Below are 21,976 nucleotides of genomic sequence, written 5' to 3'. Positions count from 1 at the left end.
GGCGCGCCCTGGGCGGGCGCGTGTCCGGCGGCGGGGCGGGGCCCGGCGGGCCTCAGCCCTGCTTGCCCCCGGTCCCGGCCGGCCGGGCCGGGTCGGTCTGCTGCTCCGGGGCCTCCTTGAAGGACACCCGGCCCATGTGCCGGCTCATGGACTTCATCAGCAGCCACACCCCCACGGCCAGGGCCGCGAAGACGAGGAAGCCGAGAAGCCCGGGAGTCACCTTGTTGTCGTCGACCTCGGCCAGAGGGACGAGGTGCGTCAATGCCTGGCTAGCGCTCATAACTAGGCATTGTCCCGGATGCCCGCAAAGAGGTCGTCCTCGGGGAGGGATGTCGGCACGAGGGACTTCGAGAGCTCGTACTCCTCGGTCGGCCAGATCTCCTTCTGGATCTCCATCGGGACGCGGAACCAGCCGCCCTCCGGGTCGATCTGCGTGGCGTGCGCGATGAGCGCCCTGTCGCGGATCTCGAAGAAGTCCGCGCACGGGATGTGCGTGGTCAGAGTGCGTTCGGCGCGCTCGAACTGCTTCCAGCGCTCCAGCCACTCCGCGTACGGCGACTCCAGGCCGCGCGCCAGCAGCCCCTCGTGCAGGGCCACGGTGCGCGGCTTGTTGAAGCCCTGGTTGTAGTAAAGCTTCTGCGGCTGGAAGGCCGGGCCGAAGTCGGCCTCGGGGTACTTCTCGGTGTCCGCCGCCGCATCGAAGGCCACCATCGAGATCTGGTGGGTCATGATGTGGTCGGGGTGCGGGTATCCGCCGTTCTCGTCGTACGTGGTGATGACCTGCGGCCGGAACTCCCGGATGAGCCGCACCAGCCGGCCGGCGGCCGCATCGACGTCCTCCAGCGCGAAGCAGCCCTCGGGCAGCGGCGGCAGCGGGTCACCCTCGGGCAGGCCCGAGTCGACAAAGCCCAGCCACGCCTGCTTGACGCCGAGGATCTCGCGGGCCTCGTCCATCTCGCGTTTGCGGACCTCGTGGATGTTCTCCTCGATGAAGGCGTCACCCTGGAGCTTGGGGTTGAGGATGGAGCCGCGCTCGCCTCCGGTGCAGGTCACGACCAGCACGTCCACCCCCTCGGACACGTACTTGGCCATGGTCGCCGCACCCTTGCTCGACTCGTCGTCGGGGTGGGCGTGGACGGCCATCAGGCGAAGCTGCTCAGACAAGACAGGATCCTCAGTGATTCGTCGCAATCGGCGGCTTCTATAGTGACCGACTGAGGGGACGGAAAATTCCGGGATCCCCTTGCACAGGAGGAACGATCATGACGGCGGTTGGCGAACAGCTCCCCGAGGGCCGGTACGGCCGCTCCGCGGATCAGCGCGCTGACCGCAAGCTGAAGATCGTCGGAGCGGTGCTCGGCACCGTGGCGGTCGGGGTCATCGGCTGGTTCGGTTACCAGTCCGTCGGCGGCAAGTCCATCAGCGGTGAGGTCATCACCTGGGACATCGCGTCGGACCACGCGGTCGATGTCCATCTGGAGGTACGCAAGGACGCCGGGCTCCACGGCACCTGCACCCTGCGGCTGCGGGCCACCGACGGCGACGAGGTCGGCCGCAAGGACGCCAGGTTCGACCAGGACGAGAAGCGGATCGACCAGGTCGTGACCGTACGGACCACGTCGAGGGCCACCAGCGTCGAGCTCGTCGGCTGCCAGACCGCGTCCTGACCCGCGGGCGGGCGGCTTCCCGGCCGCCCGGGGGCCGCGCGCCGCCCCGCTGTGACGCCGCCGGTGCACCTCGTGACGCTTCGGTCCTCCCCCTTCCGCTCTCGAATTGTTAGGCTCGTGGTTTCGCCCGCCCCTGGAGGCACATCCTTCTGGGTAGGGCGATGCTTTGTATTTCCGGTACCTACGAGGAGCACCAGTGACCCAGACCAGCGAAAACGTCACCTGGCTGACCCAGGAGGCGTACAACCAGCTGAAGGCTGAGCTGGAGTATCTGTCGGGTCCCGCACGCTCGGAGATCGTCACCAAGATCGCGGCCGCCCGCGAGGAGGGTGACCTGCGGGAGAACGGCGGGTACCACGCGGCCAAGGAGGAGCAGGGCAAGCAGGAGCTGCGCGTACGCCAGCTGACCCAGCTGCTCGAAACCGCGAAGGTCGGCGAGGCCCCGGCGGCCTCCGGCGAAGCGGCTCCCGGCATGGTCGTCACCATCGCCTTCGACGGTGACGAGGACGACACGATGACCTTCCTGCTCGCCTCCCGCGAGTACGCGAGCTCGGACTTCGAGACGTACTCCCCCCAGTCCCCGCTGGGCGCAGGTGTGATCGGCAAGAAGGTCGGCGAGAACGCCGACTACGAACTGCCGAACGGCAAGACGGCGACGGTGAAGATCCTCAAGGCCGAGCCGTTCCAGGGCTGACCCGGATACAGGGCACGGCACGACCCCCCGCCCCCCCCCCGCGGCCGGGGGCTCTGTCGTGCGGGGCTCTGTCGTGCGGGGGCTCTGTCCTGCGGCGGCTCGCCGGCCGCCGGGGTCAGGCCGCGGCCGACCGGTACTTGCGGACCGCCAGGGTGCGGAAGACCGCGAAGATGAGCAGTGACCAGATCAGCGAGGCCCAGACCGGGTGCTGCATGGGCCAGGCGTCCGATGTGGACACGCCCGGGTTGCCGAAGAGGACCCGGCAGGCCTGCACGGTCGCGCTGAAGGGGTTCCACTCGGCGATCGGCTGCAGCCAGCCGGGCATCATCGCCGTCGACACGAACGCGTTCGAGACGAAGGTCACCGGGAAGAGCCAGACCAGCCCGCCGGACGTGGCCGCCTCCGGTGTGCGGACCGAGAGGCCGATCAGTGCGCCGATCCAGGAGAAGGCGTACCCCAGCAGGAGCAGCAGCCCGAAGCCGCCGAGCACCTTGCCGATGTTCTCGTGGGTGCGCCAGCCGACCAGCAGGGCCACGATCGCCAGCACGACCAGGATGAGCGCCGTCTGGACCAGGTCGGCGAGCGTACGTCCGGTGAGCACCGCGCCCCGGGCCATCGGGAGCGAGCGGAACCGGTCGATCAGGCCCTTGTGCATGTCGTCGGCGATACCGGCCCCGGCGCCGGCCGTGGCGAACGTCACGGTCTGGGCGAAGATCCCCGCCATCAGGAAGTTGCGGTAACCCACGGCGCTGGTGGAGCCGTTGACGACCAGGGACCCGCCGAAGACGTAGCTGAAGAGCACCACGAACATGATCGGCTGGACCAGGCCGAAGACCACGATCTCCGGGATCCGGGTCATCCGGATCAGATTGCGCTTGGCGATGACCAGCGAGTCGCCGGCCGACTGGATGATGCCGCCGCGCGGGCGCGGGGCGAGTGGGGTGGCTGCGGAATCCGTGACGGCGCTCATTCGCCTGCCTCCTGGGCACTCGTGGTGGCGTTGGCCGCCGGACCGGCGTCCCCGGGGCCCGGTCCTTCCCCTTCCTCCTCCTCGGCCACATGGCCGGTGAGCGAGAGGAACACATCGTCGAGCGTGGGGCGGCGCAGCCCGATGTCGTCGATCTCCACGCCCCGCCCGTCCAGCTCCCTGATGACCTCGGCGAGCAGTCTGGCGCCGCCCGCGACCGGGACGGTCAGTTTGCGGGTGTGTTCCACGACGGCGACCTCCCCCTTGCCCAGGGCCGTCAGCACCTCGCGGGCGGGCCCGATCTCGGCGGGCCGGTGGACGACGACCTCGACGCGTTCGCCGCCGATACGGGCCTTGAGCTGGTCCGACGTACCGCGCTCGATGACCTTGCCGTGGTCGATGACGCAGATGTCGTGGGCCAGGTGGTCGGCCTCCTCCAGGTACTGGGTGGTGAGCAGCAGCGTCGTACCGCCGGCCACCAGCTCCTGGATGACTCCCCAGAGCTGCTGCCTGTTGCGCGGGTCGAGCCCGGTGGTCGGCTCGTCCATGAACATCACGGGGGGCGACACGACGAGGGCCGCGGCGAGGTCGAGCCGCCTGCGCATCCCGCCGGAGTACGTCTTGGCGGGGCGGTCGGCGGCGTCGGCGAGGTGGAAGCGGTCGAGCAGTTCGCCCGCCCGGCGCTTCGCGTCGCGTGCGGACATCTGGTAGAGCTGCCCGACCATCTGGAGGTTCTCCCGGCCGGTCAGGTACTCGTCGACCGCGGCGAACTGGCCGGAGAGCCCGATCGATCTGCGTACCTCGGTGGGCTGCCTGAGCACGTCGAGCCCGGCGACCACCGCCCGTCCGCTGTCGGGCTGCAGCAGGGTCGTCAGGACCCGGACGGCCGTCGTCTTGCCGGCGCCGTTGGGCCCGAGCAGGCCGAGGACGGTGCCTTCCGGCACTTCGAGATCCACACCGTCCAGTGCTCTTACGTCACCGAAGGTCTTCACCAGACCTTCGGCGTAGATGGCGCCGGGCATACGGGTCCCCCTTATTTCGTTTTTGGGCGCTATATCGCTTGTGGGCGGTTTTACGGACGCATCGTAAATTTGGCCCGCGATTTTGGCACGGCCATACCGCTCTCCGGCGAGTGGCGCGTGGTGCGCGACGCGTCGGCGACACGGGGCGCGTACCGCACACGCTAACGCGATGTATCGCGTATCCGCAGGGGTTCCCCGTTTTCCGCCCCGCTCCTCATCCGATGACGGCGTACCCCGCGTCCCGCAGCGCCGCACCGACCTCGGCGCAGTGCTCGGGCCCCTTCGTCTCCAGATGCAGCTCCACCTCCGCCTCGGTCAGACCCAGCCGCGGATCGGTCCGTACATGGCTCACATCGAGCACATTGGCGTCGGCGACCGAGAGCACACCCAGCAGCGTCGCCAGCGCCCCCGGACGGTCGGTCAGCCGGAGCCGCAGCGACAGGAAGCGGCCCGCCGCCGCCATCCCGTGGGTGAGGATGCGCTGCATCAGGAGCGGATCCACATTGCCGCCCGACAGCACCGCGACCACCGGGCCCTCGAACGCCCCGGGGTCGCTCAGCAGCGCGGCGACCGGGCTGGCACCCGCGGGCTCGACGACCATCTTGGCCCGCTCCAGACAGAGCAGCAGCGCGCTGGACAGCTCGTCCTCGGAGACCGTGCGCACCTCGTCCACCAGCTCCCGGACGATCCCGAACGGCACATCCCCGGGGCGCCCCACCTTGATGCCGTCGGCCATCGTCGGACGCGTCTCGACCGCCACCGGCCGCCCCGCCGCCAGCGAGGGCGGGTACGCGGCGGCGTTCGCCGCCTGCACACCGACCACCTTCACATCCGGCCGCAGCGCCTTCACCGCGACCGCGATCCCGGCGGCCAGCCCCCCGCCGCCGATCCCGACGACGATCGTCCGCACCTCCGGGCACTGCTCCAGGATCTCCAGACCCACCGTGCCCTGCCCCGCGATGATGTCGGCGTGGTCGAACGGGTGGATGAAGACGGCGCCGGTCTCCCGCGCGTACTCCTGCGCGGCGGCGAGCGTCTCGTCGACGACCTGGCCGTGCAGCCGTACCTCCGCGCCGTACTCACGGGTCGCCGCGACCTTCGGCAGCGGCGCACCCAGCGGCATGAAGACCGTGGACCGCACCCCGAGGAGCGACGAGGCGAGCGCGACGCCCTGCGCGTGGTTGCCCGCACTGGCGGCGACCACCCCGGCCGCCCGCTCCTCGGGGCGCAGCCCGGCGATCCGGACATAGGCGCCGCGCAGCTTGAACGAACCGGTCCGCTGGAGGTTCTCGCACTTGAAGCGGACCGGGGCCCCGACCAGACGCGAGAGATGTCTGCTGCCCTCGATCGGCGTCGTCCTGGACACTCCGGAGAGCATCTTCTGCGCTCCGAGGACGTCATCAAGGATCAGCGGCGGCAGGGGGTGTGACGTACCGAAGCTCATGGCGTCAAGTCTCGCAGCTCGGCACCGGACGGGCCGCCCGAGTCCGGGGCCCGGCAACGGCTGGACCCTCATGTTCACAACGGTTGGAACAGGGCAGGTACGGTGCGGCCCCGGTCCGCGTACTCTGTCCCCCACTGTCCGCCCTCCGTACGAAGAGAGCCCCCCGGCCATGCCCCTTTCTCAGGACATGACTTCTGATATCGACCCCGGCTTCCTCGATGCCCTCCAGCACCAGGTGGCCCTCTTCGCCCGCCGCGCCGAGCAGACCCGGATGGGGGGCGTCGGCCAGGCGCGCAACTCGATGGACCGCGCCGCCTATCTGCTGCTCAACCGGCTGGACAGGGAAGGCCCCATGGGGGTGAAGGCGCTGGCCGCGGGCATGGGCATCGATTCCTCGACCGTGACCCGGCAGGTCGCCCCGCTCGTCGACACCGGCCTGGTCAAGCGCACCTCGCACCCCGAGGACGGCCGGGCGGTCGTCCTCGAACTCTCCCCGCGCGGCCAGGCCCGCCTGGAGGAGGTCCGCTCCTCACGGCGCGAGCTGATGGCCCAGGTCACCGAAGGGTGGACCCAGGAGGACCGCGAAGCCTTCTGCACCCTGCTGACCCGGTTCAACTCCTCGCTCTCCGGCCGTACGACAGGACCCCAGGAGCCGGCCGCGCCGACCTCTTGACCGGGTGCCGCGCCCTGCTCTCAGATGAGAGCAGGGAGGCACTGTGCGGGAGCGGACAGCAGCACGGGAACGCCGCCGCGACGAGGAGTTCGAGTCCTTCGTCGCGGGCGCGGCCGGACGGCTTCTCCATGTGGCCGTACTGCTCACCGCCGAGCCCCCCGGTGACACCCCACGGGCACGGCGGCTGCTCATCGGCGCGCTCTCCCGTACCTACGCGCAGTGGGACCGGCTGCGCGGCGACGACCCGTACGAGCACACCCGCCAGGAGCTGGTGGGCCACTTCGCACACAGTGCCTGGCGGCGCCCCCGGTTCACCCACAGCGCCCCGCGCGTGACCCCTCCCACGCACATCCCCTGGCCCCGCCTCCGGCCGGCGGACCGGCTCCGGCTGCCGGACCGGCTGCGGCTGCCGGACCGGCTGCGGCCGGGCTCGGGGGCCGGGGCGCGGGCCCCGGCGGGCGGCGGCTTGCTGGAGCGGCTGACCCCGCAGGAGCGCCTCGTCCTGGTGCTGCGGCTGTACGAGGGGATCGCGGAGGAACAGGTCGCTGCGGCGGTCGGTCTCCCGGCGGAACGGGTCCGCGCGCTCTGCGCCCACGCGACGGCGACCCTGCGCAGCACCCCGCCGGTGCCCGCGCCCCCGCTGCCCGAAGTGGCGACGCCATGAGCCTGCCGGACCGCAAGGAGGAGATGGCCCGGCGGATGCTGGCCGGGCCGCATCCGCCGGTCCCGGCCGACCTGGCGCTCCGCGCGGCGGAACGCGGCGCCCGGATCCGGCGCCGCCGCACAGCGGGCCGCAGAGCGGTGTGGCTGCTGCTGGCGGCGGCGCTCGCCGCCTTCGTGGTGTGGGCGACGCTGACCCACCCCTGGACCCCGCCCCCGGCCCGGACGACCCCGCCGGTGGAGGGGTACTGAGCGGGCCGCTCCACAGCACCGTCCCGCGACGGCCCCCAACGGCCCCCAACGGCCCCCAACAGCAGCATCCCGCGACGGCGGCCGCTCCGGACCCTTCCGGATCCGGAGCAGCGGCGTCGACGGGCGGGGCCGGCCCGCAGGGCGTCGCAGGGCGGCCCGCAGGCGTCAGCCCAGCGCCTGCTGCACATCCGCGAGCAGGTCGTCCGCCGACTCGATGCCCACCGAGAGCCGCACCAGGTCCCCCGGGACCTCAAGGGCCGAACCGGCCACCGACGCGTGCGTCATCCGCCCCGGGTGCTCGATCAGCGACTCCACCCCGCCGAGCGACTCGCCCAGCGTGAACAGCTTCGCCCGGTCGCAGACCGCGACCGCCGCCGCCTCGCCGCCCCGCACCCGGAAGGACACCATCCCGCCGAACGACCGCATCTGCTTCGCCGCGATCTCATGGCCCGGGTGGTCGGGCAGCCCCGGGTAGAGGACGCCTTCGACCTTCGGGTGCCGGGTCAGCATCTCCGCGATCCGGGTGGCGTTCTCGCTGTGCCGGTCCATCCGTACGGCCAGCGTCTTGATCCCACGCAGCACCAGCCAGGCGTCGAACGGCCCGCAGACCGCGCCCATCGCGTTCTGGTGGTATGCCAACTCCTCAGCCAGATCGTCGGAGTTGACGACCAGCGCGCCGCCGACCACGTCCGAGTGGCCGCCCATGTACTTGGTCATCGAGTGCACGACGACATCCGCGCCGAGCGCCAGCGGCTGCTGGAGGTAGGGACTGGCGAAGGTGTTGTCGACGACGAGCTTCGCGCCCGCCGTGCGCGCCACATCGGCGACCGCCGCGATGTCCGTGATCCCCAGCAGCGGGTTGGAAGGCGTCTCCACCCAGACCGCCTTGGTACGGGGCCGCATGGCGGCCCGCACCGAAGCGGGGTCCGTGGTGTCGGCGACCGACCACTCGACGCCCCACCGGGACACGACCTTCGCGAAGAGCCGGAAGGTCCCGCCGTACGCGTCGTCCGGGATGACCACGTGGTCCCCGGGCGTCAGCAGCGTACGGAGCAGGCAGTCCTCGGCGGCGAGGCCGGAGGCGAAGGCGAGCCCGCGCCGCCCGCCCTCCAGAGCCGCCAGATTCTCTTCCAGGGCGGTACGCGTCGGGTTGCCGCTGCGGCTGTACTCGTAGCCGCCGCGCAGCCCGCCCACGCCGTCCTGCTTGAACGTGGAGACCTGGTAGATCGGGGGAACGACCGCGCCCGTCAGGGGGTCCGCGGTGTTGCCTGCGTGGATGGCGAGGGTCTCGAAACCCTGATGCACGTTGTGATCGTCGCTCATGGGCACCGAGCGTACCGAGCACAGTGGTCAGATGTCGGCCGTGTCTGGTTCGCTGGGGACATGGAGATTCTCTGGTTCCTGCTCGCGGTGTGCATGCTCGCGGCAGTGCTCGGCCCGTACCTGCTGCGCCGGCGCGGCGGTATCCACCAGGTGCTGCCCGGCTCCCCGGACGCCGCGGACCCCGACGCGTACGGGTTCCTGCGCCAGGAGGAGCTGGACGTACGGCTGCCCGGCCCGGACCAGGATCTGCTCGACGTACTGGACGTGGTGCAGCACACCCAGAACTGGCGCCCGGCCGCCCAGTTGCTCGCCGGTACCCCCCGATCCGGCGAGCTGCGCTGGCAGCGGGTACAGGCGTTCGCCGGGGCAGCCTCGCTGGAGCTGGCGCAGCGGCCGGGCACCGGCGGGGCCTGGCTGCGCAACTGGCGCTCCGAGTCACCGAAGGACGCGGGCGCGGCCCAGGTGCACGCCGCGTTCCTCGTACAGCAGGCGTGGCGCTCCGGTCCGGCGCCCGGGGGCGCCGCCGCCGACGACTTCCGGATCCTCCTGGAGGAGGCGCGCACGGTCTGCGCGGAGGCGGCGCTGCTCGCCCCCGGCGACCCCGTCCCGTACCTCGTGGAGCTGGCCGTCGGCCGTGGACTCGCCTACCCGGAGCCGCAGTTCGAAGAGGTGTGGGCCAAGGTCATCGACCGCGCACCGGAGCACATGGGGGCGCATCTGGAGGCGCTGCACTACTGGTGCGAGAAGTGGCACGGTTCCCGCGACCGGGCCGACGAGTTCGCCCACGCGGCGGCGGCCCGCGCACCCCGGGGCTCGCTGCTGGCCGCGCTCCCGCTCTTCGCGGTCTACGAGCATCTGCCCGAGGTGATGCTGGTGCGCGGCTTCTACCGGAGCGCGGTCGTCACCAGGGCGGTGGAGGGAGCGCTGCACGCGGTGCACACGGCCCGCACCGACGACCCGGTGCTGGCGCACGTACGGCATCTGCTTGTGCTCTTCCTGGTCAGGTCGGAACGCTGGCGGGAGGCGATGGACCAGCTGGTCCGCGTCGACGGCCATGTGGGGGCGCTGCCGTGGACACTCGACGAGGACCCGGCCGCGGTGTACGCGGTGTACCGGGCGCTGGCGGTGGCGGGCTACGAGGCGAACGGCGGCACCCCGGCCACGCTGCCCCGCTGAGTAGGCTGACAGCACCCCGTACGCCCCGTACGCGGGAACCCCGGAATCCTGCACGGGGTAACCCGAAGAGGAACGAGCAACCCCGATGACACGCCTCATACCGCTGGTCCTGATCGGCTTCGGTGCCTATTTCTGGCTCCGGTCCAGGAGGAAGACGGCGGCCTGGCTGGAGCGCAGGACGTCCCCCGATGACCACCAGGAATCCTGACCGGGGCTCATGCGTTGCACGGGGTGCACCCATACTCCCCGAGGAGCCGCAGCCGATGTTCCTGAACCGCACCCCCCAGCTCCCCACCCCGGACCAGGCCCTGAAGGGCCGCGGCACCCCGGAATTCGAGCTGCCCGCCCTCCACACGGTCCTGGGCAACCCGCTGTCCGGCCCGTACCCCGCCAAGCTGGAGACCGCCGACTTCGCCCTCGGCTGCTTCTGGGGCGCCGAACGCATCTTCTGGCAGACCGAGGGCGTCTGGACCACGCTCGTCGGCTACCAGGGCGGCTCCACGGTCAACCCGGCGTACGAGGAGGTCTGCTCGGGCCTCACCGGCCACACGGAGGCGGTCCGGGTGGTCTTCGACCCGGAGATCGTCCCGTACACGACGCTGCTCAAGATCTTCTGGGAGTCCCACAACCCGACCCAGGGCTTCCGCCAGGGCAACGACGTGGGCACCCAGTACCGCTCGGCGATCTACACCCACTCCCCGGCCCAGGCAGCCGCCGCGTCCGCGTCCCGCGAGGCGTACCAGCAGGTCCTGACGGGCTCCGGGTACGGCACGATCACCACGGAGATCCAGCCGGCGGACGGGCGGCAGTTCTATCCGGCCGAGCCTTACCACCAGCAGTATTTGGACAAGAACCCGGCGGGGTACTGCGGCATCGGCGGTACGGGCGTCTCCTGCCCGGTGGGTGTGGGCAGGGCCGCGTCCTCGGAGGGATAGGGACAAGGGCCGGTACGGCCGTACGCGTGCCGGGACCCCTGGCCTCCTGGTAGCCCTGGCAAGATCTTCAGGGCGCTCCCGGCGCCGGGGCTCCTTCGTTCACTCCTGTCGCCCCCGACGTTCGACGGCGGCCTTGACCAGGCCGGCGAAGAGCGGGTGCGGCCGGGTGGGGCGGGAGCGCAGTTCCGGGTGGGCCTGGGTGGCGACCAGGTAGGGGTGCACCTCGCGCGGGTACTCGACGTACTCGACGAGCTTGTTGTCCGGGGAGGTGCCCGAGAAGACCAGGCCGGCCTTGGTCTCCAGCTCGGCGCGGTAGGTGTTGTTGACCTCGTAGCGGTGGCGGTGGCGCTCCTCGACGTAGGGCTGGTCCTCGTACGCCTCACGGACGAGCGAGCCCTCGGCGAGCTTCGCCGGGTAGAGGCCGAGCCGCATGGTGCCGCCCAGGTCGCCCGCGCCCTCGACGTAGGCCAGCTGCTCCTCCATCGTGGAGATCACCGGGTGGCCGGTGACCGCGTCGAACTCGGTGGAGTTGGCGTCGGGGATGTCCGCGATGTTCCGCGCCGCTTCGATGACGATGCACTGCAGGCCCAGGCAGAGGCCGAGCAGCGGGATCCGGTTCTCACGGGCGTACTGGATCGCGCCGACCTTTCCGTCCACACCGCGCTCGCCGAAGCCGCCCGGGATACAGATCGCGTCGACGTCGCCGAGCTGCTTCTTCGCGGCGGCCTGGGTCCGGCAGTCGTCGGACGTGACCCACTTGACCTTGACCCGGGCCCGGTTGGCGAAGCCGCCGGCCCGGATGGCCTCGGTGACCGAGAGGTAGGCGTCGGGCAGGTCGATGTACTTGCCGACCAGGGCCACGGTGACCTCGTGGTCGGGGTTGTGGACGCGGTCCAGCAGGTCGTCCCAGACGGTCCAGTCGACATCGCGGAACGGCAGGTCGAGCTTGCGCACGACATAGGCGTCCAGGCCCTCGGTGTGCAGCACCTTCGGGATGTCGTAGATCGACTTGGCGTCGACACAGGCGACCACGGCGTCCTCGTCGACATCGCACATCAACGAGATCTTGCGCTTGATCGCGGTCGGCACCTCACGGTCGGCGCGCAGCACGATGGCGTCCGGCTGGATACCGATGTTGCGCAGGGCCGCGACGGAGTGCTGGGTGGGCTTGGTCTTCAGCTCGCCCGACGGGCCGATGTAGGGCAGCAGCGAGATGTGCACCACGAAGACGTTGTCCCGGCCGACCTCGTGGCGGACCTGGCGGACGGTCTCCAGGAACGGCAGCGACTCGATGTCGCCGACCGTGCCCCCGACCTCGGTGATGACGACGTCGACGTCCTCCGTGGCCATCCGGCGGATGCGGTGCTTGATCTCGTTGGTGATGTGCGGGATGACCTGCACGGTGTCACCGAGGTACTCGCCGCGCCGCTCCTTGGCGATGACCGTGGAGTAGACCTGGCCGGTGGTGACGTTGGCGGAACCGTCGAGATCCACGTCGAGGAAACGCTCGTAGTGGCCGATGTCCAGGTCGGTCTCGGCGCCGTCGTTGGTGACGAACACCTCGCCGTGCTGGAACGGGTTCATCGTGCCCGGGTCGACGTTCAGGTACGGGTCGAGCTTCTGCATCGTGACGCGCAGGCCGCGGGCCTTGAGGAGCGCACCGAGACTGGAGGCGGTCAGCCCCTTGCCGAGCGAGGATGCGACACCCCCGGTGACGAAGATGTGCTTGGTCGGCCGTGTGGACGGATGCGTGGGCACCAGTGAACTCCCGTCTGATGGCGGTTCAGGGCTGGTTGGGAGGGGCGACAAGGATGCCGCTCAGCGCACGTCGTGCGCCGCCTCGGGGCGGACGGCCCGGGAGCCGGTGCGCCGTCGGCCCCGGCGGACGAGCGTGCGCTCGTGCGCGCCGGGGATCGGCGCGATTTCACCGCTGCCGGCTCGTGGATCGACCTGGAAAGCAGCTGTTACGCGCCAGTTGGCGCATTCCAGGATTCCTAAATCATTCACCATAACTGGATCATTACAAGTCCTTGCTCATGATCGGTAGGTGTCTTGCCTGAAGTCGCCATTTAGTGCAGACTTTTAAACCTCCGAGAAAGCTCACAGAACCACGTGCAGCTCGGGGTCCACCGTTCTACCGTGAGGAACGCTCTTGCATGGCGAAAGCGCATCCACCACAGTTCAGGACAGTGTTACCGACAGCTCGTTCCGTCTGGCCGTCGGAAGCTTCTGTACAGGTCTCACCGTCATCAGCGCCATGGGTCCGGACGGGCCCGTCGGATTTACCTGCCAGGCGTTCTCCTCCCTGTCCCTCGATCCGCCGCGGATTCTGATCTGTCCCGGCCGGACGTCCACCACCTGGCCGGTCATCAGGGGCGTGGGCAGGTTCTGCGTGAACGTCCTGGCCGCGGATCAGAGCGACCTGAGCAGGCGTTTCGCCCGCTCTGGCGGCAACAAGTACGCCGGCTTGAGATGGAGCTGTCCGCCCGGTGAGTCCCCGAGACTCGACGGCGCGTGCTCCTGGCTGGAGTGCGCGACCGAGACAGAGTTCGACGCGGGCGACCATTTCGTCGTCGCCGCCCGGGTTCTCGCGCTGAACACGGATGAGGAAAGAAAGCCCTTGCTCTATCACCGTGGCCGATATGCATCGTTGGCCGAAAATGCAGCCGGTACCACGTAACCGTAAAGGCAAAAATTGAGGCAGGAAAAGCGCGCTCAACCCCCGTACGTACACCTATCGCTTTCCCGCCAGATCATCGAAAGTCGGCCACTTGAAAGGGCCTGATCCTTTCTGGCCACCCCCTCCGGCGTCCCCTGATTATGGCGCAATTCAGTCCCGGCGCCGAATCCAGGCGATGCCGCCCCCACGCCCACATGGGCGCCATATGGACGCCCCATGTCTGTCAGGAGAATTTCACATGTCAACCACCCCCCGCCGGTCCGGTCTGCTCACCGGTCTCGACGTCTTCATCGGCGGCCCGATCCAGCACGCGATCCTCCCGGAGGGCTTCGCGGGTGACCTCCAGACCGCCATCACCAGGGCCATCGGGACCGTCCGGGACAACGGCGGCAACATCTTCTCCGCCCATGTGGCGGAGAAGTTCGGTGAGGACACCGCACAGTTCACCCCCGAGCAGGTCTCGGTCCGTGACTTCCGCTGGATGCGCAAGTGCGACGTGTTCGTCCCCGTGCTGCCGGTGCTGCCCGACCTCACCCTGCGCCGCACCGACGGCACCCACGTCGAACTCGGCTGGGCCACCGCGCTGGGCCGCCCCATCGTGCTGGTCACCAAGCAGCCGTTCGTGGACTCCGCCAGCCACCTGCTGAAGGGGCTGCACCGGGTGGGTTCGGTTCAGGTCATCGACTTCGACGAGTTCAACGAGAAGCCCGGCCTGTTGATCGACGCCGTCGTCGCCGCCACCGAGGTGCAGCGGGATGTGCTCGGGCCGGCCGTCGGCATCAGCGTCTGACGGCCCTCGCGGCCAGCCGCTCCTGCGCGCCCGGTGACCCCGGCTCCCGGCCTGCCGGCCGCGCTTCCCCTAGCCGCTCTACCACGGAGGATCACTTGTCCGACGTACGCATTCTGGGACTCACCCTCAAGAACGCCGTCGTTGTCGGGTCCGGTCTGCTCACCGACCAGGAACGCAACATCCGCAAGCTGCTGGCGACCGGTGCAGGCGCCGTCGTCACCAAAACGATCCACCCGAATCCGCCCAAGGATCTCGACGAGCGGATCTTACGACTGCCTTCGGGCATGCTCAACAGCACCACGTACTCCAAGAGGTCCGTCGAGCACTGGCTGACGGTACTGACGTCCTTCGCGGAGGAGCGGTTACCGGTCATCGCATCGGTGCACGCCGACAGTCCGTCCGAGCTCGGTGAGCTGGCCGCGCGGGTGGAGGCCACCGGCTGCCGGGCGCTGGAACTCGGCATCTCCTGCATCAACGAGGGGCCGGGCGGCGAGGACGACAGCCCCGATCGCGTCCACGCCTACACCACGGCCACCCGCTCACACTCGGCACTGCCTCTCTCGGTCAAACTCGCCATCGGCGAGGGCCTGGAGGAGCGGGTCCGCGCCGCCATCGCGGGCGGCGCGGATGCCGTCACCGTCAGCGACACGATCTCCGGTGCCGCTGTCTCGCCCGAAAGCGGTGAACTCGAACTCGGCGGTGTCTTCGGCTACTCGGGCCCCGCCATCAAACCCCTCGTACTCGCAGCCATCTGGCGGCTTCGCCGACATGGTTTCGAACTCCCCGTGCTGGGGTGCGGTGGTGTGAGTTCCGGCCGGGACGTCGCCGACTACCTGAGCGTGGGTGCGAATGTGGCCCAGGTCTACACGGCGCTGCACACCGACATGTACGAGACGCTGGACCGGCTCGTCACCGAGACCGACGCCGTTCTGGGACGCCCGGCGGGGGCGGTCCGGTGACCCGGCGGCCGTTCTCCGCCCTGACCAGCTCCGAAGTGAACCGGTCCGTCCAGGGGCGGACCCTGGTCTGGCCCATCGGCGCCACCGAACAGCACGGCCCTCATCTCCCGCTCAGCGTCGACTCCGATCTCGCCGAGGCGTTCGCGGCCGAGATCGCCGCCGGGCTCGACGCATTCACCCTGCCCCTGCATCAGATCGCCGCCCGCTCGCTCCCGCAGAGCGGCGGCGGGCTCTCCTTCCCCGGGACGCTGTACGTCGGCGGCGACACCCTGATCCGCTACATACGGGAGGTGCTGGAGTCGCTCGTCGCGCTTCCCTTCGAACGTCTGGTCATCGTGAACGGCCACTTCGAGAACGAGCCGTTCCTCTTCGAAGCGATCGACCAGGTACGGGGCCGGGGGCTCCTGGACGGTCCCGAGGTCTACGCGTTCAGCTGGTGGAGCCTGGTGCGGGAATCCTGGATCGCCGCCGAGGTACCCGGATTCCCGGGATGGCACGCGGAGCACGCGGGCCTGACCGAGACCAGCCTGATGCTGCACGTGCGCCCGGAGCTGGTGACCGAGGCACGGCCCGACCACGACAGCCCGCCGCGCAGCGGGGTCTATCTGCACCCCATCGACGTGAAGCAGACCACCAACAACGGGATTCTTTCTTCCACTTCGGGCTCCAGCGCGGAGCTCGGCGAGAAGCTCTTCCGGCACGTGACCGACGAGGCCCTGGCCATGATCCAGCGGGGCGAGGGACTGCTGCTGGCACGCAGCCGCCCGGACCGACGCGGCCGTACGTCCCCCAACGGCCACGAAGAGGACCTGGACCGGGCCGCACCGCCCGCAGCCGCAACGAAGGGACGAGGCGCATGACCCACGGCAACGCACAGCGGGAATCCGACCGGGCGGCGGGGAAGTTCCATCTCGCCTTCATCTTCAACTTCACCCCGGACGACTGGCAGGGCCCGTTCGGGACGGGCGGTTCGCCGTGGGACGGCAAGTTCCACACCGAGGTGGCCCAGGCGCTGGAGCGCGCCTGCTTCGACTACGTCATCGTCGAGGACAAGCTGATGGTCCCGGAGTCCTACGGCGGATCTTCCGAGGCGGCCCTCAAACAGGCGATGGTGGTGCCCAAGCACGACCCCGTGCCGCTGGCCGTGGCCATGGGGCTGTCGACCTCACAGCTGGGCATTGTGTCCACCCTGTCCACGCTGGCGTATCCGCCGTTCATGACGGCGCGGCTCTCCTCGACCCTGGACAGCATGCTGGGCGGCCGGTTCGGCTGGAACATCGTGACCAGCGCCGAGGACCTGGCAGCACAGAATTTCGGCCTCGACAAGCTGCCGTCGCGCGATGTCCGCTACGAGATGGCGGACGAGTACGTCGATGTCGTCAGGCAGCTCTTCGCCTCATGGGACGCCGACGCTGTCGTACTCGACCGCGAGAAGGGCGTGTACGCGGACCACACCAAGGTCCGTCCCATCCACTTCAAGGGCAAGTACTTCCAGGTGCGCGGCCCGCTCAACACCGTGCCCTCGCCGCAGCACCGGCCCGCCTTCGTCCAGGCAGGGGCCTCACCGCGGGGCCGGGCGTTCGCGGCCCGCAACGCGGACTCGATCATCGCCATCGCCAACGGCGTGGACGGCATGAAGCAGTTCCGCGACGATGTCCGGGCCCACGCCAAGGGCCACGGGCGCGACCCGGACGACATCAAGGTCCTGTTCTGTGTCACGCCCGTGCTCGGCGAGACCGAACAGGACGCGCGGGACAAGCACCACCGGATGGTCAACTCGCCCCAGTTCATCCACGACATCCTCGCCGAGACATCCGCGCTCACGGAGATCGACTTCGCGCAGTTCGATCTGGACGAGCCGCTCCCGTACCGGCTGGAGACCAATGGGGAACAGGGCTCACTCGACCAGCTCCAGCAGTGGGGCAGCGGCAAGACGCTGCGCGAGCTGGTCGTCGACGCCGCGGGCGGTCTGGTCTCCTCGATCGAGCTGATCGGAACCCCGGACCAGGTGGCCGAGCGGATGGGCGAGGCGATGGAGGAGGTCGGCGGCGACGGCTTCATGATCACGACACCGGTGCTGCGGCTGAACCGCCGCTACATCGCGGAGGTCACCGACGGGCTCGTGCCGGCGCTCCAGCGCCGGGGGCTCACCCGCTCCGCGTACACACCGGGAAACACCCTCCGGCAGAACCTGCTGGAGTTCTGAGTCCGGTTCCGCGGCCGTGTGCCGTCGTCGTGGCCCGTCGGGATCCGGCCCCCGGGCCACGACGGCGGCACGGCCGTGGGACCCGGGCGCGCCGGCCCCGGGCCGGCCCCTGGCTTGCGCGAGCACGCCGGGCAGGCCACGGGTCGGCAGGAACCGTGGGCCGCGTCCGGCCCTTCCCGGCCACCCGACAACTCACGGAGAATCCATGTCCGTCCACATCCTCGCCCTCGTCGGCAGCCTGCGCTCCGGCTCGTACAACCGTCAGCTGGCCGAGGCCGCCGTCAAGCACGCCCCCGAGGGCGTCGAGGTCACCGTCTACGAGGGCCTGGCCGATGTGCCCTTCTACAACGAGGACATCGACACGGACGAGCGGCGTCCCGCGGCCGCCACCCGACTGCGGGAGAGTGTCACGCGCGCCGACGCGCTCCTGCTCGTCACCCCCGAGTACAACGGCACCGTGCCCGCCGTGCTGAAGAACGCCATCGACTGGCTGTCACGCCCGTACGGAACCAGCACCCTGGCGGGTTCGCCGACTGCCGTCGTCGGCACGGCCCTCGGCCGGTACGGCGGTGCGTGGGCCCATGACGACGCCCGCAGGTCAGCCGGTATCGCCGGTGCCACGGTCCTGGAGGATCCCGGACTCTCGATACCCCGCTCGGCGAGCCGCTTCGCCGGGACGCACCCGGCCGACGACCCCGAAGCGGTCGCACAGCTGCGTCAGGTGCTCAGCGCCCTCGCCGCCGCCGGGGGCTCCGCGTCCTGAGCGCCCCGTGTCAGCACGCTCCGCACGGAGGTTCCGGTACCGGGTGGCGGGCTGCGCGATCGAGGCCACGGGTCCCGTAATCCCAGGCTTCGTGCGCCCGCCAGGGATTACGGGACGGCGCTCAAGGGCTGACGACGGTCAGGTCTGTGTCTTCATCGCGCGAATGGGCCACCGGGAATTCCCCGCCTGAACCTGTCGCCGCGGCCCGGCTGTCCCGGTACCAGCGTCCCCAGGAATCGAGCTGCTCCGCGATGCCGTCAAGGCTGCGTCCGATCTCGGTGAGTGAATACTCGACCTTCGGCGGCACCTGACGGTAAACGGTCCTCGTCACCAGGCCGTCGGTCTCCATTTCACGCAGCTGACGCGTCAGCATGCGCTGGGTGATGCGAGGCATCGCACGCTTCAGATCACTGAACCGCCTTGTCCCAGCCAGGAGTTCCTTCAGAATGGCCAGTTTCCATCGGCCGCCGAGAATTTCCATGGCGCATTCGATCGCGCAGTATTCCGGCGTCTCTTCCGCGCTGTCGCGCACGACTTCACCCCACCACGGTATACATCTTGATACTACGTCACATCGAAGACCGTACTTGTGCCTTGCATTCGTATCCCACGATAGTGCGAGCATGACGAATGGCGATGCCCCCACACATAATCCGGCCGGGCCGGATGTCATCTCCCAGCGGCGCAAATGGCTGGTACTCGCGGTGGTCTCCACCAGCCTCCTCCTGTGCGGAATCGACCTGACGGTCCTGCACGCGGCGGTGCCGAGCATGGCACTGGACCTGCATCCCAGCGCGGTGCAACTCCTCTGGATCGTCGACATCTACTCGCTGACGCTCGCCTCGCTGCTGGTCACCTGCGGAACCCTCGGGGACCGGATCGGACGCAAACGCATGGTGCTCAGCGGTTTCGCCGTGTTCGGGCTCGCCTCGGCCGCCGCCGCGTTCTCCACCTCGACGTCCCAGCTGATCGCCACTCGCGTCGCGTTGGGGATCGGCGCCGCGATGATCATGGCGTCGACCGTGGCCATCATCCGCGTCGTGTTCACCGATGACAGGGAACGGGCCATCGCGATCGGTATCTGGACCTCGGCCCACAGCGTCGGCGCCACCCTCGGCCCGCTGCTCGGCGGCCTGATCACCGAACGCTGGGGCTGGGGTGCGGTCTTCCTGATCAATGTGCCCATCGTGCTGGTCATCCTCGCCGTGGGCGCCCGAGTGGTGCCCGAGTCCCGCAATCCCGCCCCGCGCCACTGGGACATGGCCAGCGTCGTCATGTCGATCGCCGGGCTCGCGGGGGTCGTGTACGCCCTCAAGCAGGCGGGAGAGCACGTGGGCGTCGATCCGCTCATCCTGGCCGCGGCCCTCGTCGGCGGGCTGCTGCTCTTCCTGTTCGTACGACGGCAGCGCCGGCTGGCCGAACCCCTGCTGGACTTCTCGCTCTTCAGCAACCGCCGCTTCTCCACCGCGACGGTGTGTGTGATCGGCTGCTTCGGCAGCTATGTGGCCCTGCTGTTCTTCCTCACTCAATGGTTCCAGCAGGTCGGCGGGTTCTCGCCGGTCCGGGCGGGACTCGCCCTGATGCCCATGGCCGCCGCGAATGCCGTGGGCGCCACGACCGCGCCCTGGGCATCGGCCCGCTGGGGCAACCGCTGGGCCCTGACCGGTTCGCTCGCCCTTTTCGCAGCCGCGGCGGCCGCCCTCGCGCTGACCGGCGACACCGGACACTACGGCAGGCTCGTCCCGCCACTCATCGCCGCCGGGCTCGGCGCGGGAGTGGTCATGACCCTGGGTGCGGACTCCATCATGGCCGCGGCGCAGCCCGAACGCTCGGGGGAGGCCGCCGCCATCCAGGAAACCTCCTTCGAACTCGGCGCCGGCCTCGGTGTGGCCGTCCTGGGCACCGCGCTGACCGCGGCCTACCGCACCGGGCTGCCGATCGTGCCCGGCCTGAGCGCACAGCAGCAGAGCACCGCGCAGGAGTCCTTCGCCTCGGCGGAGGAACTCCTGAAACAACTCCCGTCGACGACCGCGACCCGGCTCACCGCAGCGGCCCGCCACGCCTACGACCACGGCTTCACCACGGTCGCGGGGGCGGCCGCGGTTGTCCTCGTGGTCACCGCGGTGCTGGCCGCTGCCATGCTGCGGCCCGGGACGGCGCGGTGTGAGGAGGAGCCGGCGGAGGCGAAGGCGGCACCGTAGGGCCGGAGCGGGCTCGCGCAGGGCCGGTCACCCCGGAACCGGAGGGCCTCCCCGGCGACGGCGCGCCGGACGAAGGCGGCCGGTGCCCCGGGCCGGCTCAGGCCGGTGCCCCGGCTCCCCCCTGATAGGCGCAACCAGAAGTGGCACTCCGCACGGGCTGCCGCAGACTGCAGACAGAGAGTCAGCGACAAGAAGTCAGCGACAGAGAGTCAGAAGAGCGCAAGAGAGCCAGCCGAAATCCGGCAGGACTCACCGCGGCCGGGCAATCGCTCCGGCCCTTCCTCGTCGCAGTGGAGGCGAGCGTCGTGATACCGATCAGCCGTCCTCGGACCCGTTGGGCCGTCCTGCTGGCCCTGTTCACCGTCGGGGTGGTGGCGCTCGCCGCCTGCTCCTCAGGGTCCGGAGGCGGCGGCAGCGGCGGTACCAGGACCCCGCAGCCCACCAGTACGAGCACGCCGCGGGCCCGGCTGTCGACCACGCCGGGGGACGGGGCCAAGAACGTCGGCATCAACACCGGTGACATCCGGGCCGCCGTGCAGAACGGCACCCTGACATCGGTCACCCTCACGGACCAGAACACCGGCCGGGCCGTCCCCGGCGCGATGGCCGCGTCCAAGGTCTCCTGGCGGCCGGGGAAGGGCCTGGAGCGCGGCACGCCGTACGTGCTGACCGCGAAGGCCAAGGACCCGGGCGGCAAGACGCTGGCGAAGATCTCCCATTTCACCACCGTCTCCGAGAGCAATTCGGTGATCGCCTTCTTCACCCCCGAGCCCGCCGCCAAGGTCGGTGTCGGCATGGAGGTCTCCTTCAACCTGGACAAGCCGGTGAAGAACGAGAAGGCCGTCGAGTCCGCGGTCACCATCACGTCGAGCGGCGGCGAGCAGGCCGTGGGCCACTGGTTCAATCCGCAGCGGCTGGACTTCCGGCCGAAGGAGTACTGGACACCGGGGTCGGTCGTGAAGGTGCGGCTGAAGCTGTCCGGGGTCAAGGTCTCCCCCGGTGTCTACGGCGTGCAGGACAAGACGTTCTCGTTCACCGTGGGGCGGTCGCAGATCTCCACCGTGGACGCGGCCAAGCAGTCGATGACCGTGGTGCGGGACGGCAGCCCGCTCAAGACCGTCCCGGTCTCCAGCGGCTCCCCCGCGCACGGTACGTACAACGGCACGATGGTGATCTCGGAGAAGTACCAGCAGACCAAGATGGACAGCACGACGGTCGGTCTGGGCAGCGAGTACAACATCCCTGACGTGCCGCACGCACAGCGGCTGACCCAGTCCGGGACCTTCATCCACGGCAACTACTGGGCCGCACCTGCCACGTTCGGCGCGCAGGCCACCAGCCACGGCTGCGTCGGTATGCGGGACGCGCAGGGCGGTACGGACACCTCCACCCCGGCCGGCTGGTTCTACGCCAACTCGCTCGTCGGTGACGTGGTGATCGTGAAGAACTCCGCGGGCGGCGGCCAGGTCGCCCCGGACAACGGCATCAACGGCTGGAACCTCCCCTGGGACAAGTGGACGGCCGGGAGCGCGCTGAAGTGACCCAGCCGGAAACCCTGGAGGGT

Annotated in this window: 24 protein-coding genes; 16 read left to right on the top strand and 8 right to left on the bottom strand. The window is 69.9% G+C overall.

Annotation, left to right across the window (positions count from 1 at the left end):
- Positions 1-52: 52 nt before the first annotated feature.
- Together ACFXBC_RS10020 and mca are read right to left on the bottom strand one after the other, a co-directional pair.
- Positions 53-280 carry a hypothetical protein gene (locus ACFXBC_RS10020; protein ID WP_385021095.1) on the bottom strand — a complete coding sequence of 76 codons (228 nt, stop codon included), beginning with the start codon at positions 278-280 and terminating at the stop codon, positions 53-55.
- Positions 281-282: 2 nt separating this feature from the next.
- The gene (mca, locus tag ACFXBC_RS10015; RefSeq protein ID WP_385021092.1) at positions 283-1,164 is read right to left on the bottom strand and encodes a mycothiol conjugate amidase Mca; all 882 of its coding nucleotides are present in this window, start codon (positions 1,162-1,164) and stop codon (positions 283-285) included.
- 98 nt (positions 1,165-1,262) lie between these two features.
- On the opposite strand from mca, the gene ACFXBC_RS10010 reads away from it, so the two are divergent.
- Both ACFXBC_RS10010 and greA read left to right on the top strand, forming a co-directional pair.
- Positions 1,263-1,667, top strand: coding sequence for a DUF4307 domain-containing protein (locus tag ACFXBC_RS10010; RefSeq protein WP_385021089.1), 405 nt, complete (start codon positions 1,263-1,265; stop codon positions 1,665-1,667).
- Positions 1,668-1,863: 196 nt separating this feature from the next.
- On the top strand, positions 1,864-2,361 hold the full coding sequence (greA, locus tag ACFXBC_RS10005) for a transcription elongation factor GreA (protein WP_385021086.1): 498 nt from the start codon (positions 1,864-1,866) through the stop codon (positions 2,359-2,361).
- Positions 2,362-2,476: 115 nt separating this feature from the next.
- On the opposite strand, the gene ACFXBC_RS10000 is transcribed toward greA, so the two are convergent.
- The 3 genes from ACFXBC_RS10000 to ilvA form a co-directional block, all read right to left on the bottom strand.
- Positions 2,477-3,331, bottom strand: coding sequence for an ABC transporter permease (locus ACFXBC_RS10000; protein ID WP_385021082.1), 855 nt, complete (start codon positions 3,329-3,331; stop codon positions 2,477-2,479).
- Positions 3,328-4,350 (bottom strand): ATP-binding cassette domain-containing protein, encoded by a 1,023-nt coding sequence (locus tag ACFXBC_RS09995; protein WP_385021079.1) that lies wholly within the window; start codon positions 4,348-4,350, stop codon positions 3,328-3,330. The genes ACFXBC_RS10000 and ACFXBC_RS09995 overlap by 4 nt, the downstream gene beginning before the upstream one ends.
- Positions 4,351-4,564: 214 nt before the next feature.
- Positions 4,565-5,794, bottom strand: coding sequence for a threonine ammonia-lyase (gene ilvA / locus ACFXBC_RS09990; RefSeq protein ID WP_385021077.1), 1,230 nt, complete (start codon positions 5,792-5,794; stop codon positions 4,565-4,567).
- A 169-nt stretch (positions 5,795-5,963) separates the two neighbouring features.
- Between ilvA and ACFXBC_RS09985 the strand changes: the two genes are divergently transcribed.
- Genes ACFXBC_RS09985 through ACFXBC_RS09975 form a run of 3 tightly spaced genes read left to right on the top strand, consistent with a single transcriptional unit; the run spans position 5,964 to position 7,379 of the window.
- Positions 5,964-6,467, top strand: a complete 504-nt coding sequence (locus tag ACFXBC_RS09985) for a MarR family winged helix-turn-helix transcriptional regulator (RefSeq protein WP_385021073.1) — start codon at positions 5,964-5,966, stop codon at positions 6,465-6,467.
- A gap of 43 nt (positions 6,468-6,510) precedes the next feature.
- Positions 6,511-7,131: a sigma factor-like helix-turn-helix DNA-binding protein gene (locus ACFXBC_RS09980; protein WP_385021070.1), complete on the top strand. Its 621-nt coding sequence runs from the start codon at positions 6,511-6,513 to the stop codon at positions 7,129-7,131.
- On the top strand, positions 7,128-7,379 hold the full coding sequence (locus tag ACFXBC_RS09975) for a hypothetical protein (RefSeq protein WP_385021066.1): 252 nt from the start codon (positions 7,128-7,130) through the stop codon (positions 7,377-7,379). The genes ACFXBC_RS09980 and ACFXBC_RS09975 overlap by 4 nt, the downstream gene beginning before the upstream one ends.
- 165 nt (positions 7,380-7,544) lie before the next feature.
- Here the strand turns inward: ACFXBC_RS09975 and ACFXBC_RS09970 are convergent, their stop codons facing one another.
- Positions 7,545-8,702, bottom strand: coding sequence for a cystathionine gamma-synthase (locus ACFXBC_RS09970; RefSeq protein WP_385021063.1), 1,158 nt, complete (start codon positions 8,700-8,702; stop codon positions 7,545-7,547).
- Between the two features lie 60 nt (positions 8,703-8,762).
- On the opposite strand from ACFXBC_RS09970, the gene ACFXBC_RS09965 reads away from it, so the two are divergent.
- The 3 genes from ACFXBC_RS09965 to msrA all read left to right on the top strand — a co-directional run bounded on the left by ACFXBC_RS09965 (position 8,763) and on the right by msrA (position 10,813).
- Positions 8,763-9,878, top strand: coding sequence for a hypothetical protein (locus tag ACFXBC_RS09965; RefSeq protein WP_385021060.1), 1,116 nt, complete (start codon positions 8,763-8,765; stop codon positions 9,876-9,878).
- Between the two features lie 85 nt (positions 9,879-9,963).
- Positions 9,964-10,086 carry a hypothetical protein gene (locus tag ACFXBC_RS09960; protein WP_385021057.1) on the top strand — a complete coding sequence of 41 codons (123 nt, stop codon included), beginning with the start codon at positions 9,964-9,966 and terminating at the stop codon, positions 10,084-10,086.
- Between the two features lie 55 nt (positions 10,087-10,141).
- Positions 10,142-10,813, top strand: coding sequence for a peptide-methionine (S)-S-oxide reductase MsrA (gene msrA, locus ACFXBC_RS09955; protein WP_385021054.1), 672 nt, complete (start codon positions 10,142-10,144; stop codon positions 10,811-10,813).
- Between the two features lie 99 nt (positions 10,814-10,912).
- Here the strand turns inward: msrA and ACFXBC_RS09950 are convergent, their stop codons facing one another.
- Positions 10,913-12,571, bottom strand: a complete 1,659-nt coding sequence (locus tag ACFXBC_RS09950; RefSeq protein WP_385021051.1) for a CTP synthase — start codon at positions 12,569-12,571, stop codon at positions 10,913-10,915.
- Positions 12,572-12,965: 394 nt separating this feature from the next.
- On the opposite strand from ACFXBC_RS09950, the gene ACFXBC_RS09945 reads away from it, so the two are divergent.
- From ACFXBC_RS09945 to ACFXBC_RS09920, 6 genes are all read left to right on the top strand, one after another.
- Complete coding sequence (locus tag ACFXBC_RS09945; RefSeq protein ID WP_385021048.1) at positions 12,966-13,493, top strand: flavin reductase family protein; 528 nt, start codon at positions 12,966-12,968, stop codon at positions 13,491-13,493.
- A gap of 238 nt (positions 13,494-13,731) precedes the next feature.
- On the top strand, positions 13,732-14,283 hold the full coding sequence (locus ACFXBC_RS09940; protein ID WP_385021044.1) for a nucleoside 2-deoxyribosyltransferase: 552 nt from the start codon (positions 13,732-13,734) through the stop codon (positions 14,281-14,283).
- A 95-nt stretch (positions 14,284-14,378) separates the two neighbouring features.
- A complete protein-coding gene (locus ACFXBC_RS09935) occupies positions 14,379-15,242 on the top strand; it encodes a dihydroorotate dehydrogenase (RefSeq protein WP_385021041.1) in 864 nt (287 codons plus the stop codon).
- The gene (locus ACFXBC_RS09930) at positions 15,239-16,102 is read left to right on the top strand and encodes a creatininase family protein (RefSeq protein ID WP_385021036.1); all 864 of its coding nucleotides are present in this window, start codon (positions 15,239-15,241) and stop codon (positions 16,100-16,102) included. The genes ACFXBC_RS09935 and ACFXBC_RS09930 overlap by 4 nt, the downstream gene beginning before the upstream one ends.
- The gene (locus tag ACFXBC_RS09925; RefSeq protein ID WP_385021033.1) at positions 16,099-17,448 is read left to right on the top strand and encodes an NtaA/DmoA family FMN-dependent monooxygenase; all 1,350 of its coding nucleotides are present in this window, start codon (positions 16,099-16,101) and stop codon (positions 17,446-17,448) included. The genes ACFXBC_RS09930 and ACFXBC_RS09925 overlap by 4 nt, the downstream gene beginning before the upstream one ends.
- 205 nt (positions 17,449-17,653) lie before the next feature.
- Entirely contained in the window at positions 17,654-18,211 is a 558-nt protein-coding gene (locus tag ACFXBC_RS09920; protein ID WP_385021029.1) for an NADPH-dependent FMN reductase, read from the top strand.
- 121 nt (positions 18,212-18,332) lie between these two features.
- Here the strand turns inward: ACFXBC_RS09920 and ACFXBC_RS09915 are convergent, their stop codons facing one another.
- Positions 18,333-18,743: a winged helix-turn-helix transcriptional regulator gene (locus tag ACFXBC_RS09915; RefSeq protein ID WP_385021026.1), complete on the bottom strand. Its 411-nt coding sequence runs from the start codon at positions 18,741-18,743 to the stop codon at positions 18,333-18,335.
- Between the two features lie 91 nt (positions 18,744-18,834).
- Here ACFXBC_RS09915 and ACFXBC_RS09910 point away from each other — a divergent pair, with 91 nt between their 5' ends.
- The gene (locus tag ACFXBC_RS09910; RefSeq protein ID WP_385021023.1) at positions 18,835-20,412 is read left to right on the top strand and encodes an MFS transporter; all 1,578 of its coding nucleotides are present in this window, start codon (positions 18,835-18,837) and stop codon (positions 20,410-20,412) included.
- Between the two features lie 305 nt (positions 20,413-20,717).
- Positions 20,718-21,953, top strand: a complete 1,236-nt coding sequence (locus tag ACFXBC_RS09905; RefSeq protein ID WP_385021020.1) for an Ig-like domain-containing protein — start codon at positions 20,718-20,720, stop codon at positions 21,951-21,953.
- Positions 21,954-21,976: the final 23 nt, after the last annotated feature.

The organism is Streptomyces sp. NPDC059398 (assembly GCF_042751845.1).
GTDB lineage: Bacteria > Actinomycetota > Actinomycetes > Streptomycetales > Streptomycetaceae > Streptomyces.
This window is presented reverse-complemented; position numbering and strand designations above follow the sequence as displayed.

What these genes read in the sequence shown, in the direction of transcription:
- ACFXBC_RS09970 (WP_385021063.1), bottom strand. Translation starts at nt 8,702, where the DNA reads ATGAGCGACGATCACAACGTGCATCAGGGTTTCGAGACCCTCGCCATC.
- msrA (WP_385021054.1), top strand. Translation starts at nt 10,142, where the DNA reads ATGTTCCTGAACCGCACCCCCCAGCTCCCCACCCCGGACCAGGCCCTG.
- ACFXBC_RS09965 (WP_385021060.1), top strand. Translation starts at nt 8,763, where the DNA reads ATGGAGATTCTCTGGTTCCTGCTCGCGGTGTGCATGCTCGCGGCAGTG.
- ACFXBC_RS09940 (WP_385021044.1), top strand. Translation starts at nt 13,732, where the DNA reads ATGTCAACCACCCCCCGCCGGTCCGGTCTGCTCACCGGTCTCGACGTC.
- ACFXBC_RS09985 (WP_385021073.1), top strand. Translation starts at nt 5,964, where the DNA reads ATGCCCCTTTCTCAGGACATGACTTCTGATATCGACCCCGGCTTCCTC.
- ACFXBC_RS09925 (WP_385021033.1), top strand. Translation starts at nt 16,099, where the DNA reads ATGACCCACGGCAACGCACAGCGGGAATCCGACCGGGCGGCGGGGAAG.
- ACFXBC_RS10020 (WP_385021095.1), bottom strand. Translation starts at nt 280, where the DNA reads ATGAGCGCTAGCCAGGCATTGACGCACCTCGTCCCTCTGGCCGAGGTC.
- ACFXBC_RS09975 (WP_385021066.1), top strand. Translation starts at nt 7,128, where the DNA reads ATGAGCCTGCCGGACCGCAAGGAGGAGATGGCCCGGCGGATGCTGGCC.
- ACFXBC_RS10000 (WP_385021082.1), bottom strand. Translation starts at nt 3,331, where the DNA reads ATGAGCGCCGTCACGGATTCCGCAGCCACCCCACTCGCCCCGCGCCCG.
- ACFXBC_RS09920 (WP_385021029.1), top strand. Translation starts at nt 17,654, where the DNA reads ATGTCCGTCCACATCCTCGCCCTCGTCGGCAGCCTGCGCTCCGGCTCG.
- ilvA (WP_385021077.1), bottom strand. Translation starts at nt 5,794, where the DNA reads ATGAGCTTCGGTACGTCACACCCCCTGCCGCCGCTGATCCTTGATGAC.
- ACFXBC_RS09910 (WP_385021023.1), top strand. Translation starts at nt 18,835, where the DNA reads ATGACGAATGGCGATGCCCCCACACATAATCCGGCCGGGCCGGATGTC.
- ACFXBC_RS10010 (WP_385021089.1), top strand. Translation starts at nt 1,263, where the DNA reads ATGACGGCGGTTGGCGAACAGCTCCCCGAGGGCCGGTACGGCCGCTCC.
- ACFXBC_RS09960 (WP_385021057.1), top strand. Translation starts at nt 9,964, where the DNA reads ATGACACGCCTCATACCGCTGGTCCTGATCGGCTTCGGTGCCTATTTC.
- ACFXBC_RS09995 (WP_385021079.1), bottom strand. Translation starts at nt 4,350, where the DNA reads ATGCCCGGCGCCATCTACGCCGAAGGTCTGGTGAAGACCTTCGGTGAC.